The sequence below is a fragment of the Prevotella sp. RM4 genome (assembly GCF_000701965.1).
Lineage (GTDB): Bacteria > Bacteroidota > Bacteroidia > Bacteroidales > Bacteroidaceae > Prevotella > Prevotella ruminicola.
The window spans coordinates 769,616-787,022 of the sequence record NZ_JNKG01000007.1; the positions used below are offsets into that span (position 1 = coordinate 769,616).

General features: G+C 48.5%; 14 protein-coding genes and 1 tRNA gene. 10 read left to right on the forward strand and 5 right to left on the reverse strand.

The annotated features are described in order from the left end of the window. Positions 1–49 precede the first annotated feature (49 nt). The 8 genes from rlmN (at position 50) to T499_RS0104355 (ending at position 6,402) form a co-directional block, all read left to right on the forward strand. Positions 50–1,090: a dual-specificity RNA methyltransferase RlmN gene (gene rlmN / locus T499_RS0104320; protein WP_033149858.1), complete on the forward strand. Its 1,041-nt coding sequence runs from the start codon at positions 50–52 to the stop codon at positions 1,088–1,090. A gap of 17 nt (positions 1,091–1,107) precedes the next feature. After that, on the forward strand, positions 1,108–2,142 hold the full coding sequence (locus T499_RS0104325; RefSeq protein WP_198021237.1) for a PdxA family dehydrogenase: 1,035 nt from the start codon (positions 1,108–1,110) through the stop codon (positions 2,140–2,142). 21 nt (positions 2,143–2,163) lie between these two features. Next, positions 2,164–3,168, forward strand: a complete 1,005-nt coding sequence (locus T499_RS0104330; protein ID WP_033149859.1) for a lysylphosphatidylglycerol synthase transmembrane domain-containing protein — start codon at positions 2,164–2,166, stop codon at positions 3,166–3,168. Positions 3,169–3,232: 64 nt separating this feature from the next. Continuing rightward, positions 3,233–4,474, forward strand: coding sequence for a sigma-54 interaction domain-containing protein (locus tag T499_RS0104335; RefSeq protein ID WP_033149860.1), 1,242 nt, complete (start codon positions 3,233–3,235; stop codon positions 4,472–4,474). Next, positions 4,458–4,976: an LPS assembly lipoprotein LptE gene (gene lptE / locus T499_RS0104340; RefSeq protein ID WP_013063325.1), complete on the forward strand. Its 519-nt coding sequence runs from the start codon at positions 4,458–4,460 to the stop codon at positions 4,974–4,976. The genes T499_RS0104335 and lptE overlap by 17 nt, the downstream gene beginning before the upstream one ends. 23 nt (positions 4,977–4,999) lie before the next feature. Continuing rightward, entirely contained in the window at positions 5,000–5,776 is a 777-nt protein-coding gene (locus T499_RS0104345) for a hypothetical protein (RefSeq protein WP_033149861.1), read from the forward strand. A gap of 4 nt (positions 5,777–5,780) precedes the next feature. After that, a complete protein-coding gene (gene secG, locus T499_RS0104350; protein ID WP_013064528.1) occupies positions 5,781–6,161 on the forward strand; it encodes a preprotein translocase subunit SecG in 381 nt (126 codons plus the stop codon). A 158-nt stretch (positions 6,162–6,319) separates the two neighbouring features. Then, positions 6,320–6,402: transfer RNA gene (locus tag T499_RS0104355), tRNA-Tyr, on the forward strand. Positions 6,403–6,441: 39 nt separating this feature from the next. Here T499_RS0104355 and T499_RS0104360 read toward each other — a convergent pair. The 5 genes from T499_RS0104360 to T499_RS0104380 form a co-directional block, all read right to left on the reverse strand. Continuing rightward, the gene (locus T499_RS0104360; RefSeq protein WP_013063926.1) at positions 6,442–6,918 is read right to left on the reverse strand and encodes a nucleoside deaminase; all 477 of its coding nucleotides are present in this window, start codon (positions 6,916–6,918) and stop codon (positions 6,442–6,444) included. 6 nt (positions 6,919–6,924) lie between these two features. Continuing rightward, positions 6,925–8,763 (reverse strand): DUF349 domain-containing protein, encoded by a 1,839-nt coding sequence (locus T499_RS0104365; protein ID WP_033149862.1) that lies wholly within the window; start codon positions 8,761–8,763, stop codon positions 6,925–6,927. A 114-nt stretch (positions 8,764–8,877) separates the two neighbouring features. Further along, the gene (locus T499_RS0104370) at positions 8,878–9,804 is read right to left on the reverse strand and encodes a magnesium transporter CorA family protein (RefSeq protein WP_013064835.1); all 927 of its coding nucleotides are present in this window, start codon (positions 9,802–9,804) and stop codon (positions 8,878–8,880) included. A 287-nt stretch (positions 9,805–10,091) separates the two neighbouring features. Further along, complete coding sequence (locus T499_RS0104375) at positions 10,092–11,549, reverse strand: aminoacyl-histidine dipeptidase (protein WP_033149863.1); 1,458 nt, start codon at positions 11,547–11,549, stop codon at positions 10,092–10,094. Positions 11,550–11,552: 3 nt separating this feature from the next. After that, complete coding sequence (locus T499_RS0104380; protein WP_033149864.1) at positions 11,553–12,554, reverse strand: lysylphosphatidylglycerol synthase transmembrane domain-containing protein; 1,002 nt, start codon at positions 12,552–12,554, stop codon at positions 11,553–11,555. Between the two features lie 411 nt (positions 12,555–12,965). Between T499_RS0104380 and rsmA the strand changes: the two genes are divergently transcribed. Both rsmA and T499_RS0104395 read left to right on the forward strand, forming a co-directional pair. Continuing rightward, complete coding sequence (gene rsmA / locus T499_RS0104390) at positions 12,966–13,760, forward strand: 16S rRNA (adenine(1518)-N(6)/adenine(1519)-N(6))-dimethyltransferase RsmA (RefSeq protein ID WP_033149866.1); 795 nt, start codon at positions 12,966–12,968, stop codon at positions 13,758–13,760. Positions 13,761–14,118: 358 nt separating this feature from the next. Beyond that, positions 14,119–17,289 (forward strand): glycoside hydrolase family 2 TIM barrel-domain containing protein, encoded by a 3,171-nt coding sequence (locus T499_RS0104395; protein ID WP_369793365.1) that lies wholly within the window; start codon positions 14,119–14,121, stop codon positions 17,287–17,289. The last annotated feature ends 118 nt before the right edge of the window (positions 17,290–17,407 follow it).

Genomic DNA, 17,407 nt, shown 5'->3' on the forward strand with positions numbered 1-17,407 from the left:
ACCAAATAAATTAGGGAAATTTTTCTACCTTTGCACCCAAAAAGTAAAGATGTACGACGAAAAGAAGGTATTATTAGGCATGCAGCCTGGCGAATTGCAGCAAGTGGTAACCGAATTGGGAATGCCCAAGTTTACGGCTGCACAGATTGCCAAGTGGCTCTACCAGCAACATGTTGGTAGTATTGCCGATATGACCAACCTGTCGAAGGCAAACCGTGAAAAACTGGCCGAACAGTACGAGGTGGGCAGCATGGCGCCCATCGACTGTCAGCGTTCGGTGGATGGAACCATCAAATATCTGTTCCCAACCCGTAGTGGTAAGTTTGTTGAAACGGTGTATATACCAGACGGCGATCGCGCCACGCTGTGTGTATCGTGCCAGGTGGGTTGTAAAATGAATTGCTTGTTCTGTCAGACTGGTAAACAGGGGTTTGAGGGCAGTTTGACTGCTGCTGATATCCTGAACCAGATATATGCGTTGCCAGAGCGCGACACACTGACCAATATCGTGTTTATGGGTCAGGGTGAGCCCATGGATAACCTCGACGCTATCCTGCAGGCCACTCAGGTGCTGACTGCCGATTGGGGCTATGCCTGGAGTCCGCGCCGCATCACAGTATCGAGTGTGGGTGTGAAGAACAAGCTGAAGCGATTCCTCGACGAGAGTGAGTGCCACGTGGCTATATCGATGCACTCGCCACTGCCCGAACAGCGCCAGATGTTGATGCCTGCCGAGAAGCAGATGTCGATTACCGAGGTGGTTGACCTGCTGAAGCAGTACGACTTCTCGCACCAGCGCCGTTGTTCGTTCGAGTACATCTGCTTTGCCGGACTGAACGACACCACCATGCATGCCCGCGAGATTGTGAAGCTGGTGCGTGGATTGGACTGTCGTGTAAATTTGATTCGATTCCACGAGATACCTGGTGTGGATTTGCCTGGTGCCGACGAGAAGCGCATGGAAGCCTTGCGTGACTATCTCACCGCCCATGGTGTGTTTACCACTATCCGCGCCAGTCGTGGTCAGGATATCTTTGCAGCCTGTGGTCTGCTGAGTACGGCCAAGAAATTGTCAAATAGTAAATCGTAAAATTGTCAAATATATCTATGGATAAGAAAATTCGCGTGGCCATCACGCATGGCGACACCAACGGCATTGGTTATGAGGTGATACTTCGTGCTTTCGAAGACCCCATGATGCTGGATATGTGTACACCTATCATCTATGGTTCGCCTAAAGCCGCAGCCTTTCATCGTAAGGCTATGGAGATAGAAACCCAGTATAGCATTATTAACGACGCTGCCGAGGCCAAGGACGGGCGTGTGAACCTGTTGGCCGCCTTCGACGAGGAGGTGAAGGTAGATTTCGGACAGCCCACCGATGAGTCGGATAAGGCTGCCAAGGCTGTGATGCAGCGTGTTAAAGAGGATATGCAGAAGCACCTGTTTGATGTACTGGTGCTGGGCCCAGTGGTACCAAATGCCAACCCCAATCGCGACGAAAAGCCGCTTACCATCATGCTCAGTGAGCGTGTACGTATCGGTCTGCTTACCAACCATCTGCCTATCAAGGAGGTGGCTCAGAGCATCAGCGTTGAGAAAATCGTTGAGAAGGGAACCATCTTCTTTAAGAGTCTGAAGCGCGATTTCCGTGTAAACAATCCCCGTATCGCTGTGCTGGCACTGAATCCACAGCCAGGCACCGAGGAGGAGCAGATTATCGCCCCTGCCATTGCCGAGCTGGAGAAGCAGAACATGATGGCCTTTGGTCCTTATGCTGCCGAGGAATTCTTTGCCAACAACCAGTACGAGCAGTTTGATGGTGTGCTGGCTATGTACGACGATCAGGGCACACTGCCATTTAATGCGCTGGCTACCGAGTATGGCGTAAAGCTGAAGGCTGGTATGACTGCCATCTGCACTACTGCCGTTCATGGTCCTGAGTTCGAGATAGCCGGTAAGGGAATTGCCGATGCTACCTCGTTGCGCCATGCCATCTATACGGCTGTAGATATGTTCCGCCATCGTGCCGAGTACGATGAGCCATTGGCTAATCCACTGCCAAAACTGTATCACGAGAAGCGTGAGGATGGCGACAAGGCACGTTTCCAGATGCCTCGTGCCAAGGATATCTTTAAATAAAACCACGAGAAACTAGACAAAATGAATAAAAAATATCAGAACGGATTTTTCCTGTTCGGATTATTGGTACTGATTATCATGGCCTCGCAGCTCGACTTCCGTCAGGCTTGGGAGGGCATTCAGCATGCGGGCTATTGGTTCGTAGGTGTGCTGGTACTTTGGGCTTTCCTGTATATGATGAACACCGCCTCGTGGTATCTGATTATCAATACCATCGGTAACGAGATGGGCGTGTGCCGCAAATGCAAGGTGGGCTTCTGGTGGCTCTATAAGATCACTATCTCGGCCTTTGCCTTGAATTATGCTACCCCTGGTGGACTGATGGGTGGCGAGCCCTACCGCATCATGTCGCTGTCGCCCAAGGTGGGCACCCAGCGTGCATCATCGTCAGTCATACTGTATGTGATGACGCACATCTACAGTCACTTCTGGTTCTGGCTGCTTAGCGTACCTCTTTATATTATCACGCAGAAGATGACGCCGCTTACCTATATCCTGCTGCCCATCATCGCTGCAGTGGCACTGTTGGCCATCTGGTTCTTCTTGCGTGGCTACAAGCGTGGTATTGCCATGACGGGTATGACCATCCTGAGTCATTTCCCTATGGTAAAGAAGTGGGCAGCCCCCTTTATCGAGCGCAACCGTGAAAAACTGGCCGAGGTGGATGAGCAGATAGCTGCCTTGCACAATCAGAACCCCCGTACATTTAAACTGGCTGTGGTGCTGGAGTTGCTGTGCCGTGTGGCCTCTACGTTCGAAATCTATTTTATCCTGCTGGTGATTATGCCTCAGGTTACCATTCCGCAGTGTATCCTGATTTACGCATTTACCACGCTGTTTGCCAATATGCTGTTCTTTATGCCCCTGCAACTGGGTGGTCGCGAAGGTGGCTTCCTGATGAGTACCGAGGGCTTGAGTATGACGGCTAATGCTGGTATTTTTGTAGCCCTGCTGGTGCGCCTGCGCGAACTGATATGGACGGCTATCGGACTGCTTTTAATCAAGTTGGACAAGAAAGAAAAGTAATAAGCGTTAAAATTCTGCCAAAATTGCAGATGTTTCAGAAAAAATATGTAATTTTGTCAGCTCAATGAAGACATCAGAACTTCAAAACATCAAACAGCGGTACAATATCGTTGGCAATTGCGACGCATTGAACCACGTGCTCGACGTAGCCTTGCAGGTTGCGCCCACCGACCTTAGTGTACTTATCGTAGGCGAGAGCGGAGTAGGTAAGGAAATCATTCCAAGGGTGATTCACGACAACTCACCACGCCGTCGCGAAAAGTATTTTGCCATCAACTGTGGCTCTATCCCCGAGGGTACCATCGACTCAGAACTCTTTGGACATGTAAAGGGTTCGTACACTGGTGCCATCAACGATTCGCCAGGTTACTTTGGTGTAGCTAACAAGGGTACGCTCTTCCTGGACGAGGTGGGCGAGTTGCCTTTGGCCACCCAGGCGCGATTGCTGCGTGTACTTGAAACAGGTGAGTATATCCCTGTGGGTGGCACCGAGATTCGTAAAACCGATGTACGTATTGTAGCCGCTACCAATGTGAATATCCGTCAGGCCATCAGCGAGGGTCGCTTCCGCGAAGACCTCTACTATCGCCTCAACTCGATACCCATCCAGATGCCTCCTCTACGTGAGCGTGGCGAGGATATCATCCTGTTGTTCCGTTTGTTTGCCTTGCAGATGGCCGAAAAATATAAGATGGACCGCGTGGTGCTCGACGAGGGTGCCAAGCAGATGCTGTTGCACTATAAGTGGCCGGGCAACGTTCGCCAGTTGAAGAATATCACTGAACAGATTAGTGTGCTTTCGCCCGAACGTACCATCACCGCTCAGGTGCTCAGTCAGTTCATCCCTCAGGATCATGAAACCACACAGCTGGCCACCATCCATCGCGATGGCAGTGGCGATCATAGCTTTGAGAACGAACGCGAGATTCTGTATAAGATTCTGTTCGAGCTTCGTGGTAACGTGAACGATATGCGTCGCGAGATGAGTGCGCTGAAAAAGCAGCTCGACGATGTGCAGACTGCATCGCCAGTTGCACCTCAGGTTGAGCATATGCCAGCCACCACATTCCCAACACCTATCACCCAGCACCCAGCACCCGTGGCAACTGTCGAAGACGCAGTTGCCGAGGAGTACATCGAGCCCGAGAAGGAACTCGAGAGCTTGAACCTGAACGACATGGGTAAGCAGATGCTGGAGAAGGCCTTGGAGCGCAACCATGGCAATCGTAAGAAAGCCGCCCAGGAACTGGGTATTAGTGATAGAACCCTTTATCGCAGATTGAAACAGTATGGCTTGGATCAATAAGATAAAAACAATCGTGTTTGTTGCTGCCATTGCAGTTGTAACAAGCTGCTCCGTAAGCTATAAGTTCAACGGTGCCAGCATCGACTATTCGCAGACCAAGACCATCACCATTGCCGAGTTCCCCATTCGCAGTAGCTATGTGTGGGGACCCATGGGCCCGATGTTCAACAATCAGCTGAAGGATCAGTTTGCTAACCATACCCGCTTGGAGCAGGTTAAGCGTAATGGCGACCTGAAGATTGAGGGTGAGATTATACGCTACGAGCAGCGTAACAAGAGCGTGAGTGCCGAGGGATATTCGGCTATGACCGAGCTCTCCATGACTGTGAACGTACGATTTACGAATAATAAGAACCATAACGAAGATTTTGAGCAGCAGTTTACTGCCACGCAGAGCTACGAGACTACACAGAGTCTGAATGCTGTGCAGGAGGAACTGGTAACACAGATGGTGAAGGACCTCTGCGATCAGATCTTCAACCGTACCGTAGCCAACTGGTAATTTTAAGTTAAGATAATAGCGTAATGGAGATTACAGAACTCATTAAGCATCCTGAACAGATGGACCGCGAAACGCTCTACGAGTTGCGTTCGCTGCTGGCTCTGTATCCCTATTTTCAGACAGCCCGATTGTTGATGCTGCAGAATCTGTATCTGTTGCATGATTCTACATTCGACGAAGAATTGCGCCGTGCATCGGCCTATATCACCGATCGCCGCGTGCTGTTCCAAATGATCGAGGGGCGCCATTACGAGTATCATCCTGTGGCTAAGCCTGCACCTGCAGCAAAACCTGTTCAGCAGCCAGCTGAACCAACCGAAGATCGTACCATCTCGCTGATTGATAACTTCCTGGATAGTATCCCCGAGGAGGCCAAGACCGAGACACTGAAGCCCAAGCGCAAGCCTACGCCTGCCGATGCTGCTGTAGATTATGTGGCCTACCTGATGGATATCGAGCCCGATGGTGGTCAGGAGATGCCTGGTGAGATGCCAAAAATGTTTGGTCAGGACCTGATTGATTCGTTCATAAATGATGACAAAGGTGGGTTCCAGCTGCGCGAGGTACCTGAGTACCGTCCTGAGCCCCAACCAGAGCCCTCTGAGGAAGAAAATGGGGTTGAAAGTGAGTACTTTACCGAAACTTTGGCACGAATTTACATCAAACAGGGTAGATATTCGAAAGCTTTGGAAATAATTCAGCGATTAAGTTTGCAAATTCCGAAAAAAAATGCTTACTTTGCAGATCAAATACGTTTCTTAGAGAAATTAATAGTAAATAGTAACAAAAAAAATAAATAAAAAAATGTACACATTATTTGTAATTCTCATTGTGGTTGCAGCACTGCTCATGATTGGCATTGTGCTCATCCAGGAGTCAAAGGGAGGCGGTCTGGCTTCTCAGTTCTCAGGTTATAACCAGATTGGCGGTGTTCGTAAAACTACCGACTTTATCGAGAAGGCCACTTGGTTCCTCGCTGGTTTTATGGTACTCGTTAGCGTTTGCTGCGCTTATGTAGCTCCTCAGGCTGGTGGCGACACCTCTGTTATGGAGAACTATCAGGCTCCTGCTACCAATCCTAACAACCTGCCTGGTTTCGGTGCCAGTCAGCAGAAGGATGCTGCAGCTCCTGCAGCTCCTGCTACTCAGGCTCCCGCTGCTGAGACTCCTGCTGAGAAGAAGTAAAAACTTCTTTTCGCCTAACAAAAACAATGGAGAGTTTGCCCATGCAAGCTCTCCATTCTTGTTTTTTTAGCTGAATATGCATTATTTCTAAAATTTCTTGCTCGAAAATTTGCACAGCTCAAAAAATCTTAGTACCTTTGCACCCGCATTTGAGCGATGGGTGTTTTCCAGAGTGGCCAAATGGGGCAGACTGTAAATCTGCTGTCTTTCGACTTCGGTGGTTCGAATCCATCAGCACCCACAAAAAAAGAGATCTGCAACGCAGGTCTCTTTTTTGTTATTAATACTCTGTTTTATCTGTTTTCTCTGTCCACAATCGGAAGGTGTGTAGCGCCTCGTCGCGCAGTAGTGGCACAATGGGCACCGTACGCTTGTCCATAGGGCGTTCCAGCTCCTCGTAGATGAAATCATCGGCAAACTGGATATCGCGGGCATCCTTGCGGGTGTTACCGTAGAATATCTTGCCGATACGAGCCCAATAGATGGCGCCTAAGCACATAGGACATGGTTCGCACGAGGTGTAGATAGTACATCCCGAGAGATCGAACGTGCGCAGCTTAAAACATGCCTTTCTGATGGTATTAACCTCAGCATGAGCTGTAGGGTCGTTATCAATGGTTACACTGTTGCTGCTACCAGCAATGATTTCGCCGTCCTTTACTATGACAGCCCCAAAGGGACCACCGCCTCGCTCAACGCTTTCGTTGGCGAGGCGGATGGCTTCCCTCATAAATTTCTTATCTTGTTCTGTTATCATCCGCAATTATTGTTTGTTTTCTGCATCAATAGCCTTGATCTTCTCGCGAATCAGGTTCATATCGTCCTTCAACTTCTGCACCTTGCGGTTCATCTCGTCAATCAGGCTGTTTCCTTTCTTCGAGCTGGCATTCAGGAATCCGAGGTTGTTCTCGTAGGTCTGAATCTCCGACTTCAGGTTCTCGTACTGGCGGAACAGGCGTGTGCGCTCGTTGTCGAGGGCATTCTCGCCACGCTCAGCCACGCTCTTCAGGTTCTGCTTAAAGTTGTTCAGCTTGCGCTTAGCCACGCTGATGTTCAAATCCTTATACAGCTTGTCCAGCACTGCGTGATACTCCTTGTAGAGCTTGTCCTTCTCTTTATAAGGTACATGACCTACAGTGTTGTATTCATCTACCAGCTTCTGTACCTTTTCAGCCACCTCTTCACCAGTCTCTGTAGCCAAAGCTTTCAGCTGCTCTATGATACCCTGCTTCTTCTCCAGGTTCTCGCGCTCCTCACCACGTGCACCAGCACCTGCGGCGTTGCGGGCCTCGAAGAAGGTGTTGCAAGCTGCCAGGAACTCCTCCCACAGCTGGTCGCCCAACTTCTTAGGCACCATACCAATGGTCTTCCACTCCTTCTGCAGGGCGATGAACTTGTCGCTGGTAGATTTCCATTCGGTCGACGATTGCAGCTCCTTGGCCTTCTCAATCAGGGCACGTTTCTTCTCGGCGTTCTCCTTGAAGGTTTCTTTCAAGCCCTTGAAGTAAGCGGCCTTACGACCAAAGAAATCGTCGCAGGCAGCGCGGAAACGCTCAAATATCTTCACGTTCATCTTCTGAGGTGCAAAACCAATGGTCTTCCACTCAGTCTGAATATCGATAATCTGCTTGGTGTGCTTCTCCCAGTCGCCACTGCCCTTGTTTTCCTCGGCAGCAATAGCCTCTACCTTCTCGCAGAGTACGGTCTTGCGGGCCAGGTTGTCTTCCTCCTTGGCGCGAACACCCTCAAAGTGCTGTTGGTGGCGCTTGTTGATAACGCTTGATGCAGCCTTGAAGCGGTTCCAGATTTCCTCGCGTTGCTCCTTGGCTACAGGACCAATCTCGCGATACTCCTGGTGCAGCTTCTGCAACTGGTGGAAGGCGCTGATCACATCCTCCTCGTCGGCCAGCTTTTCGGCTGCCTCGCAAAGAGCGGTCTTCAGCTCCAGGTTCTTCTTGAAGTCGTACTCGCGTGCTTCGCTGTTCAGGCGCAGCATATCGTAGAACTGCTCTACGTACAGCTGATAGTTGCGCCACAATTCGTTGGCTTTATCAGCTGGCACATTCTTAATTTCGCGCCACTGCTCCTGCAGGGCCTTGAACTCCTTGTAGTTCTTGTTGGCCTCGTCGGGGGTAGTTACCATGGCCTTAATGCGGTCGATGATAGCCAGTTTCTTGGTCAGGTTCTCCTGCTTTTCAGCCTCCTGCTCCTTGAAAACCTTGGCGCGCTTTTCCTTGATGATGCCCATCTCGGCTTTGAAAGCCTCTTCCTGCTCGTCAGGCGTGTACTGGTACTGCTCAGGATCGCCGCCTGCATCGAGATAAGCCTTGAGCTTAGCCTCGCGCTCAGCTACGTGCAGTTTGTAGAACGACGACTTCAGATACTCTACTTCGTCCTTCTGTGGAACTTCCTCGCCATGTGCAATGTCCTGCAAACGGTGCAGTACATCGGCTTTGGTCTCATAAACCACACGAGTCTGCTCCTCGGCCTGCTCAGCTGCTGGCTCCGAGTTTTCAGTTGTTTCTACTTGAGAGGTAACCTCTTCGTTAACTACTTCTTCGTTTTTACCCAGTTCGAGGGTATTCTCTTGAGAGTCCATCATTTAACTATTAAATTATTACTAAATGATGCTTAGCATCATCAACATTTGGGGTCAAAATTAAACATTATTATTTAATTAACCTAATTTTTTGGCGTTTTTTTGCGTTTTTGAGGCCTAAACCAGTCGTTTATGACGGAAAATACCCCATGCAATAGCCGAAATGGCGACAGAAATGATGACTGCCAAGATGAATCCCCATGGTTTGGATTCCATGCCGTTGATTAGGTTCATACCGAACATCGACGTCACCAGCGTAGGTATCATCATCAGGATGGTTACCGTAGTAAGTGTACGCATCACGGTGTTCATGTTGTTATTGATAATACTTTGATAAGTGTCCATAGTCGACTCGAGAATGTTCGAGTAAATCATGGTGGTTTCGCGAGCCTGTGTCATCTCAATGGTTACGTCCTCAATCAGGTCGGCATCCAGCTCGTCAATCTGCAGTTTGAACTTCAGTTTCGACAGCAGGGTCTCGTTACCACGGATAGAGGTCTGGAAGTAGGTGAGCGAGTCTTGCAGTCGGCTCAAGCCTATCAGGCTCTCGTTGTTCACCTCCTTATCCAGGTTGCGTTTGGCCTTATCTACCAGCATCGAAATCTGCTTCAGTCGCTTCAGGTACCAAACGGCACTCGAAAGGAACAAACGGAAAATCATATCTACGTGGTCGGTAAAGCCCTCGCCACGCTTCTGCTGGAAACTCACGAAATCAATCATCACGTTTGTTTCGTAAAAACAAACGGTAATAGTCACATCACGTTTATGAATGATACCCAAGGGCACTGTGGTGTATGGCGTACGCGATCGTATCTCTTTTACGTAAGGGATACGCAGAATAATCAGCATCCAACCGTCGTCGTACTCATAACGTGCACGCTCATCGGTATCGCTGATGTCCGACATGAAGTAGTCGGGGATATTAAACTTCTCTTCGAGTTCGCGCTGGTCGTCTTCGGTGGGGCATGTCACCTGTATCCAGCAATTGGGCTGCCAGTCCTTTATCTGGGTCAGTCCGCCTTGGGTATTCCAGAATGTCTTCATTTTGCTAATCCTTCATTTTAAATTGACAATTGAAAATTGACAATTGATAATTGACTTAGCGGCAAGAGGATTAGCGGTCTTGCCTGCCACCCTCCAGCCTAACAGTTGTAACTATTCGCCGGGTAATCGTCCATAATGTTTGTTATTAAATTAATTTATCGTGTGCAAAGGTAAAAAGAAAAATTGAAAAAACAAATTTTTAAGGCACGAATTACGCGAATTACACGAAAGTTTTCGATTGTGTATAAAAATACTCCGTGTTAATTCGTGTAATCCGTGCCAAAAAACTACTTCTCAGGAATAACCTCGAGTGTGTGCTTCAGCAGTGTCCAGAATGGATCTACAGTAGCTATCAGGGCACGCTCGGTAGTGGTGTGAGGCGACTTCATGGTGGGACCGAAGCTTACTACATCCAGGTGTGGATACTTGCCTAAGATGATAGAGCACTCCAATCCGGCATGGTCAACCTGGATGATACCATCCTGGCCAAACAGCGCCTTATACTCTTTGCAGAGCAGGTTCAGAATCTCGCTCTCGGGGTTGGGATCCCAGCCGCCGTAGCTGCCAGCAGTCTCAACCTTCATGCCTGCCATGTTAAAGCAGCTCTCCAAAGTCTTTACAATATAGTCCTTCATATCCTCACGACTTGAACGAGCCAGAATTTTCAGCGAAGCCTTACCCTCGCCAATGTTGATGATGGCCAGGTTGCTTGATGTCTCTACCACGTTAGGATAGCTGGGAATCATACGGATCACACCATCATGACAGCCATAGATAGCGTTAATCAGGTTGTCCTGAATCTCAACAGGAACCTCCATCTTTGGTGTCTCTACATCCTCGCATAGTACCTCGATGCCACTCTCAATGCCTTTGTACTCGTCCTGGAAATCGTCCTGCCAGTCGGCAGCCAGTTCCTTCAGGGCTGCTACATTCTCCTTTGGCAATGTGAGCACAGCCTCAGCCTTGAATGGGATGGCGTTACGCATGTTGCCACCCTGCCAGCAGGCCAAACGGGCCTCGCACTCCTCGATAGCCTCGCGAACCACACGAACCAGCAGCTTGTTGGCATTACCGCGACCCTCGTGAATCTCCAATCCTGAGTGTCCGCCACGCAGTCCTTTTACGGTTACCTTTACAGCAGCGTCGTCGGCTTCGGTCTCTACCTCTTTATAATCCAGAGTAGCAGTTACATCAATACCACCAGCGCTACCAATCACAAACTTTCCCCAGCACTCAGAGTCTAGGTTCAGCAGAATGTCGCCATTCAGTTCACCTGCGGGCAGGGCGTTGGCACCAAACATACCAGTCTCCTCATCGGCAGTAATCAGTGCCTCGATAGGTCCGTGTTTCAAGGTCTTATCCTCCATCACAGCCATGATGGCAGCTACGCCTAAGCCGTTGTCGGCACCTAAGGTAGTACCCTTGGCCTTTACCCACTCACCATCAATCCATGGCTCAATGGGGTCGGTCTCAAAGTTATGAGTGCTCTCAGGTGTCTTCTGTGGAACCATGTCCATGTGTGCCTGCAGAATCACACCCTTCTTCTTCTCCATACCTGGCGAGGCGGGTTTGCGCATCACAATGTTATCAGCGGGGTCCTTAAAGGCCTCTACACCTGCCTGCTTGGCAAAATCAAGCAGAAACTGTTGTACTTTCTCCAAATGTCCAGAAGGACGTGGAACCTGTGTCAGTGCATAGAAATTCTTCCAGATGCACACTGGGTTCAGATTTTTAATCTCACTCATAGTTTATTTTTTAATTGGGTTAAAACGTTTCGTAAACAGTAAGGCTGCCCAGGCGTAGATGCCTAATGCAATCACCAACATCGTCTGTACGGTATGAACTATCAGTACAAACCACAGGGCCTGCTCATCAGCCACACCATAAAGAATCAGCATGGTCTTGATGGCAAAATGCCACGGACCAGCACCATTTGGCGTAGGCACGATAACGGCAAAGTTGGCTACCACAAACGATACCAATGCACAGCCGATACCTAAGTTCTCGGTAAAGTCGAAGCAGAAGAAGGTGAGGTAGTAATGCAGAAAATACATCACCCAGATGCCTATCGAGAAAAACAGATAGAGTGGCAGGTTGCGTACCCCCTTCAGCGAGAGCACACCCTCCCAGATGCCACCTAACGTCATCTTTACCTTATTATATATAGAGAAGTTTTTCAGTAGCAGATGCAACAGTATCAGTACTGCCACAGCGCAGATGGCTGTTACCACCCATCCCGTTACCGAGAAACCTCCTAATATTCTGTCGAGTGATGTGCCTGTTTTGCGGAAGAAGGTGCCAAACACGCTCATCTCTACAAGCAGGATGATACCCGAGTATATCATCACGATGAGCGTATCCACGGCACGCTCTGTAACTACTGTGCCTAAGGCTTTCGAGAATGATATGCCGTCGTAGCGCTTAAGTATGGCGCATCGTGAAAACTCGCCGATACGTGGAATGATCAAACTGGCCGCATACGATATAAACACCGCATGATGACACACCGACGAACGAGGGTGCTCGCCCATCGGTTCCAATGTCTGTTTCCATCGCCAACTGCGAAACATCTGTGCCAAGATTCCAAAGGGGAATGATAGCAGCATCCAAGTCCAGTTCATTTCCTCAGTCAGCACACGACTGATAGTCGAGAAGTCCTCACCACGATACATCCACCACAAAATGGCGCCGCCAAGTATAAAAGGCAGTACCACTTTAGCAACGCTACTGATGATGTTTTTTAATTCCATGGGGGCAAAGGTACGAATAAACGAGTGAAATACAAAATAAATCCGAATTTATTTTTATTTCCGAGTGGAAGTACCTTCGGCGAAGCCAAAGTACGAATAATAATTGATACGTGTCAAAGAAAGCTCACTTTTTTGGCTTTTTTCTACTATTTTCTTGGCTGTGTGCGATAACAGTCGTACCTTTGCAGCGGTTTTAAGGATAACAAATAAATAAAAGATTAGAGAAAGGAATTAATTATGGTAACTTTAGAGACAAGTTTTTTATTAATGACCATGGCTGCCTTCGCATTAGCTGTATCACTGGTAGTAACCGTTGCTGTTAATGTAGACAACAATAAGTAATTGAACAAAAAATTGAAAAATGGAGTCGCAGATTTTCTAATCTGCGATTTTTTTTTTATATTTGCACCCATGAAACAAGTTCGACCCAAGAAAAATCTCGGTCAGCACTTCTTGACCGACCTGAATATCGCCAAGCGTATTGCCGATACCGTAGATGCCTGTCCCGACATTCCTGTACTGGAGGTTGGTCCTGGCATGGGTGTGATGACTCAATATCTCGTAGAGAAGCCCCGTCCCTTCAAGGTCGTCGAAATCGACCGCGAGAGTGTAGCCTATCTGCAGGAGAATTTTCCACGTCTCAATGATAACATCATTGGTGGCGATTTCCTACGTATGGATCTTCGTGAGGTGTTTGATGGTCAGCAGTTTGTGCTTACAGGCAATTATCCTTACGATATCTCGTCGCAGATTTTCTTCAAGATGCTCGACAATAAGGATTTGATTCCCTGTTGCACAGGTATGATTCAGCACGAGGTGGCAGTTCGCATGGCCTCACAGCCAGGCAACAAACAGTATGGTATCCTGTCGGTACTTATTCAGGCTTGGTATAATGTGGAGTATCTCTTTACCGTAGAGCCAGGCGTATTCAATCCGCCTCCCAAGGTGCAGAGTGCCGTTATCCGCATGACGCGTAACGAGGTGACCGATCTGGGTTGCGACGAACAGTTGTTCCGTCGTGTGGTAAAAGCCACTTTCAACCAGCGTCGCAAGATGCTGCGTGTTTCTCTTCGTCAGATTTTCGATGCCAACCATCCTGCCCCCGCAGGTTTCTTCGACGACGAGATGATGACCCGCCGCCCCGAGCAGCTCTCCATCCCCCAGTTCATCGAATTAACAAACAAGGTTGCAAGTGTTATAAAATAATGTAATCCTCCTGCTATGAATCAAGGCAGGAGTTTTTTGTGTATTAATTCAAAACCTCTCATGAATTAATTCATTGCCCCTTTTGAATTAATTCACGTGTTTTTTGCCAAATTGATAGTCAGTAAATTCTAACTTGTTTTTGAGTCAAAAACAACTTGATTATGATTGCTAATCAATTTGTTTTTTGATGAAAACTAATAAGGATATGAACTAATAAAATTTATGTCCCCTTGGGGACACGTAACATACGGAACCTGTAAGAGGATGTTAAAAAATAGGGAGTTTGCTTGGTGTTTTGATGAATTCTTGCTATCTTTGCACGGATTATCAAAAAATTCATTAATGAACAACCAATATGATTAGGAAACTTGTATTATTATGTGTGTGTGGTGCATTCACAGTTGCGAGTGCACAGAAAACACCCGTGTGGAGGGACGCCAGTGTGAACCAGCAGAACCGCGAAGCGCGTAGGGCACACTTCTTTGCCTTCGAGAATGAGGACAAAGCTAAGGGCGACAAAAAGCAGAGCGACCGCTACCTGTCGATGGAGGGTAAGTGGAAGTTCAATTTCGTAAAGAACCATCAGGATGCGCCTAAGGGATTCTATGCCCTGAAGTATGACGACTCTAAATGGGTGGATTTTCCTGTCCCCGGTTTGTTTGAGATTGAGGGCTATGGCGACAAGACCTATAAGAACATGGGATATGCTTGGAGCACAACCTTTAAGAACGAACCTCCATACATTGGCGAGACGAACAACTACACGGGTTCGTATCGTCGCACTTTCGACCTGCCTGCAAACTGGAAAGGACGGGAGGTTTTCTTCCATGTAGGTTCGGCTACCAGTAACCTGGCTGTTTGGGTGAACGGTAAGTACGTGGGCTACTCGGAGGATTCGAAGGTGGCTGCTGAGTTTAATATCACCAAGTATCTGAAGCCAGGTAAGAACCTGATTGCCATGCAGATTATGCGTTGGTGCGACGGTAGCTATCTGGAGGACCAGGACTTCTGGCGCTTTACAGGTATTGCCCGCGAGGTGTATCTCTATGCTACACCAAAGGTACACATCAAGGATATTACCATCGGTCAGGACTACGTGCAGGGCAATGGTGTGCTGAATGTAGATGTGAAACTGGCAGGTAAGGCTAACCTTGAAGCAAGCCTATACGATGCTGCGGGAAATGCAGTGGCTGAAGGACTGAAATTTAATGTTTCATCTTTAATGTTTAATGTACCTAATGCAAAGGCTTGGACTGCTGAGACACCTAACCTGTACACCTTATTTATATATCTGAAGCAGGGTAACAAGACACTTGAGGTTATCAAGAAGAAGATTGGTTTCCGCCATATTGAGATTAAGGGCGGACAACTGCTGGTGAACGGTAAGGCTATCCTGATTAAGGGAGCCGACCGCCACGAACTGGATCCTGATGGTGGTTACATCGTAAGTGTGGACCGCATGATTCAGGACATCAAGATTATGAAGCAGCTGAACATCAATGCTGTGCGTACCTGTCACTATCCCGACGATCCACGTTGGTATGATCTGTGCGATGAGTATGGTATCTACCTGACTGCTGAGAGCAACCTGGAGAGCCATGGTATGGGTTACAATGAGAAGACACTGGCTATCCGTCCTGATTTTGAGAAGGCTCACATTGAGCGTCAGGAGGGTAACATGATTACCTATAAGAACCACCCCAGCATTATTGTGTGGAGCTTGGGTAACGAGGCTGGCTACGGTGCCAACTTTGAGAAGGCTTACGCTTGGGTGAAGGCATACGATAAGACACGTCCATGCCAGTATGAGCGTGCAGGCATCGAGGGTGCTACAGATATCTACTGCCCCATGTATGCCGACTATAACTGGAGCGAGAAATACTCGAAGGGCGAAGTGACTGGCGGTAAGGTTGAGAAACCACTGATTCAGTGTGAGTATGCTCACGCCATGGGTAACTCGATGGGTGGATTCAAAGAGTACTGGGACCTGATTCGCAAGGAGCCTCACTACCAGGGTGGTTATATCTGGGACTTCGTGGACCAGGGTATGCGCGATAAGAGTAAGATTACTGGTAAGGAGATATTTACTTACGGTGGCGACTATGGCCGCTATCCTGCCAGCGACTACAACTTTAACTGTAATGGTATTATCGCACCCGACCGCCGACTGAATCCTCATGCCTATGAGGTGCGCTACTACTATCAGAACGCCTGGATTGCTGATAAGGGATTGAAAGAAGGACGCTTTGAGGTTTACAACGAGAACTTCTTTAAGACACTCGACGACCTGGAGCTGGAGTGGTTTGTTGGTGGTGCAGGCGCACATCATCACGATGGCAACCGTCCTGAGGGTATGACCTTCGGACACGGTGGTAAGATTGATGTGAGCGGTATTGCTCCACAGCAGCGTAAGGTGATTACTGATGAGACACTGAAAAAGACCATCGAGCGTGTGCTGGGTCACCATGGCGATCAGGAGATTTTTGTGATCTTCCAGTTCAAGACCAAGGAGGCTGAGCCACTGGTAGAGAAGGGACAGGTGATGGCGCGTCAGCAGTTTGCACTGAACAACTATCAGTATCCTACATTAAACATTCTTTGCAAGCAAAGCGAACAAGTTCGAGCGAAACATGAAACTTTAAACATTAAACATGAAACAATAAACACTGAAGAAACCGAGAGCTACGTGAAGATGGAGGCTGCCGGTACGACACTGACCATTGGAAAGTGGAGTGGTTGGATTGACTATCTGGATGTGGATGGTAAGGCCATGCTGGTGGATCGCGAGAGCATCGTTCCTGAGTTCTGGCGTGCACCAACAGATAACGACTACGGTGCTGGACTGCAGAACCGCTTTGGTGTTTGGAAGAACCCACAGATGAAACTGAAGGACTGCAAGGTTGATGGCAACACCGTGACATCGGTATTTGATATGCCTGATGTGAAGGCTACTCTGACCATGACCTATACACTGACTGCCGAGGGTGAGGTGATTGTTCGCCAGCAGTTGGCTGCTGATAAGGATGCCAAAGTGGCTCCTATGTTCCGCTATGGTGTGCAGCTGCAGATGCCTCAGGAGTTTGATGCTATCTGCTACTATGGTCGTGGTCCGGTGGAGAACTATATCGACCGCAATTCGAGCGAGTTTATCGGTGTGTATGAAAATAAGGTTTCGAACGAGTACTTCTCTTACATCCGTCCACAGGAGTCTGGTAACCACACCGATGTGCGTTGGTTCCGCGTAGTGAATGCTGAGGGCAACGGACTGGAGTTCTACAGCAATGCGCCTATGGAGGCCAGCGCGCTGAAGTTCCTGACAGAGGATCTGGACGACGGTGCTGTGAAGGACAAGAAGATTGGACGCCACTCTGGCGACCTGGTTGAGCGCCCACTGACTCAGGTGCATATCCAGCAGCGCCAGATGGGACTGGGATGCGTAAACTCATGGGGTGCATGGCCCAGAAAGGAGTACATGATGGAGTATAAGGATTATGACTTTACATTCGCTATCCGACCAGTGAAAAAATAAAATGAGCGCATTTTAAGCGTTTAAATAGCAAAGTGTAACCGCCTGCGGCTTGATTTCGGTCAAAAAGTAGCCCGCAGGCGGTTATTTTATGAATTTTTAGCCAAAAACGCTTGGAGGG

What these genes read in the sequence shown, in the direction of transcription:
- rlmN (WP_033149858.1), top strand. Translation starts at nt 50, where the DNA reads ATGTACGACGAAAAGAAGGTATTATTAGGCATGCAGCCTGGCGAATTG.
- T499_RS0104325 (WP_198021237.1), top strand. Translation starts at nt 1,108, where the DNA reads ATGGATAAGAAAATTCGCGTGGCCATCACGCATGGCGACACCAACGGC.
- T499_RS0104330 (WP_033149859.1), top strand. Translation starts at nt 2,164, where the DNA reads ATGAATAAAAAATATCAGAACGGATTTTTCCTGTTCGGATTATTGGTA.
- T499_RS0104335 (WP_033149860.1), top strand. Translation starts at nt 3,233, where the DNA reads ATGAAGACATCAGAACTTCAAAACATCAAACAGCGGTACAATATCGTT.
- lptE (WP_013063325.1), top strand. Translation starts at nt 4,458, where the DNA reads ATGGCTTGGATCAATAAGATAAAAACAATCGTGTTTGTTGCTGCCATT.
- T499_RS0104345 (WP_033149861.1), top strand. Translation starts at nt 5,000, where the DNA reads ATGGAGATTACAGAACTCATTAAGCATCCTGAACAGATGGACCGCGAA.
- secG (WP_013064528.1), top strand. Translation starts at nt 5,781, where the DNA reads ATGTACACATTATTTGTAATTCTCATTGTGGTTGCAGCACTGCTCATG.
- T499_RS0104360 (WP_013063926.1), bottom strand. Translation starts at nt 6,918, where the DNA reads ATGATAACAGAACAAGATAAGAAATTTATGAGGGAAGCCATCCGCCTC.
- T499_RS0104365 (WP_033149862.1), bottom strand. Translation starts at nt 8,763, where the DNA reads ATGATGGACTCTCAAGAGAATACCCTCGAACTGGGTAAAAACGAAGAA.
- T499_RS0104370 (WP_013064835.1), bottom strand. Translation starts at nt 9,804, where the DNA reads ATGAAGACATTCTGGAATACCCAAGGCGGACTGACCCAGATAAAGGAC.
- T499_RS0104375 (WP_033149863.1), bottom strand. Translation starts at nt 11,549, where the DNA reads ATGAGTGAGATTAAAAATCTGAACCCAGTGTGCATCTGGAAGAATTTC.
- T499_RS0104380 (WP_033149864.1), bottom strand. Translation starts at nt 12,554, where the DNA reads ATGGAATTAAAAAACATCATCAGTAGCGTTGCTAAAGTGGTACTGCCT.
- rsmA (WP_033149866.1), top strand. Translation starts at nt 12,966, where the DNA reads ATGAAACAAGTTCGACCCAAGAAAAATCTCGGTCAGCACTTCTTGACC.